Source organism: Pseudomonas sp. DVZ6, assembly GCF_024259445.1.
In the GTDB taxonomy this organism is placed as follows: Bacteria; Pseudomonadota; Gammaproteobacteria; order Pseudomonadales; family Pseudomonadaceae; genus Aquipseudomonas; species Aquipseudomonas peradeniyensis.
This window is the reverse complement of sequence record NZ_JANCLM010000096.1, coordinates 1-1,250: the sequence shown is the minus strand read 5'-3', so window position 1 is coordinate 1,250 and position 1,250 is coordinate 1. Positions and strand designations below refer to the sequence as shown.

Here is a 1,250-nt window from a genome sequence, read left to right as displayed (position 1 = left end):
TGAACTGGCCTAATGATTTTGGACACCTTCATCGGGCGCTATGATGGCGCCCAATTGGAGGCAAAATCAGTGCGTAAATCTTATTCAAGAGAATACAAAGTCCAAGCTGCCGAAATGGTGCTGGACGGTGGGCAGTCAGTTCCTGAGGTCTGTGCCGCCCTTGGGCTGGGCCCTACCGCGCTTCGCCGCTGGGTTGATCAGGTGCGTGAAGAGAGAGCCGGTAAGGTTCCGGCTGGAGCCAAAGCGATCACACCCGAGCAGCAACGAATTGAAGAACTCGAAGCGCTGGTTCGGCAAAAGGATCGGGATATCGAAATCCTAAAAAAGGCCAGTGCTCTCCTGCTTCGGGACTCCAAAGATCGTTCTCGCTGATCAACGAGCTGAGTGAGCAATACCCTGTTGTCGACTGCTGCCGCGTGCTTGGGGTTAAGCGCAGCAGTTTCTATGCGTGGCGCAAACGGCAAGGTCGTGAAAACCCGGCAAGAGATGCGCTACGCCTGCTGGTAATCAAGCACTTCAACGCATCGAGAAGTGCTTCTGGCTCGCGAACCCTGGCGCAGGAATTGCGGCACGAAGGCCATGAAATAGGACGATACAAGGTGCGTGCGCTAATGCGTGAAGCTGGCCTGAAGTGCAAACAGCGCAGGCCGCACCGCTATCGGTCATCAGGGGCAGAAGCGTTGATCGCCGAGAATCAGCTGAAGCGCAATTTCAAGGTTTCGGCGATCAATGAGGTTTGGTGTGGCGATGTGACCTATATCCAGGTTGGCAGGCGCTGGCTGTACCTAGCCGCCGTGATTGACCTCTATGCCCGTCGCGTAGTGGGGTGGGCATTCTCGATGATTGCAGATGCCAACTTAGCTTGTAACGCCCTGCGCATGGCCGCTGAATCGCGGGGTAGGCCGGCGGGCGTAATGTTTCATTCAGACCAGGGCTGTCAGTACACCAGCCATAAATTCAGAGCCGCGCTCGATGAGTACAACTTGAACCAGAGCATGAGCCATCGAGGCCAATGCTGGGATAACGCTGCCATGGAGCGATTCTTCGGAGCATTGAAATCAGAATGGGTGCCGGCAGAGGGTTACGAGACCGAAGCGCAGGCACGAGTGGATATCCAGGCTTATCTGATGCGCTACAACCTCAAGCGCCTCCACAGCTACAACGGCTATGAAACGCCAGTAGCCATGGAGGAAAAGCTCAAGGCAGCGGCATGAACCTTAACCGGTGTCCAAAATTACTTGACCAGTTCA

Annotated in this window: 2 protein-coding genes; both read left to right on the top strand. The window is 55.3% G+C overall.

Annotation, left to right across the window (positions count from 1 at the left end):
- Positions 1 to 18: 18 nt before the first annotated feature.
- The gene (locus NMG10_RS25775; protein WP_234563135.1) at positions 19 to 372 is read left to right on the top strand and encodes a transposase; all 354 of its coding nucleotides are present in this window, start codon (positions 19 to 21) and stop codon (positions 370 to 372) included.
- Positions 369 to 1,214 (top strand): IS3 family transposase, encoded by an 846-nt coding sequence (locus NMG10_RS25770; RefSeq protein WP_324256565.1) that lies wholly within the window; start codon positions 369 to 371, stop codon positions 1,212 to 1,214. The genes NMG10_RS25775 and NMG10_RS25770 overlap by 4 nt, the downstream gene beginning before the upstream one ends.
- Positions 1,215 to 1,250: the final 36 nt, after the last annotated feature.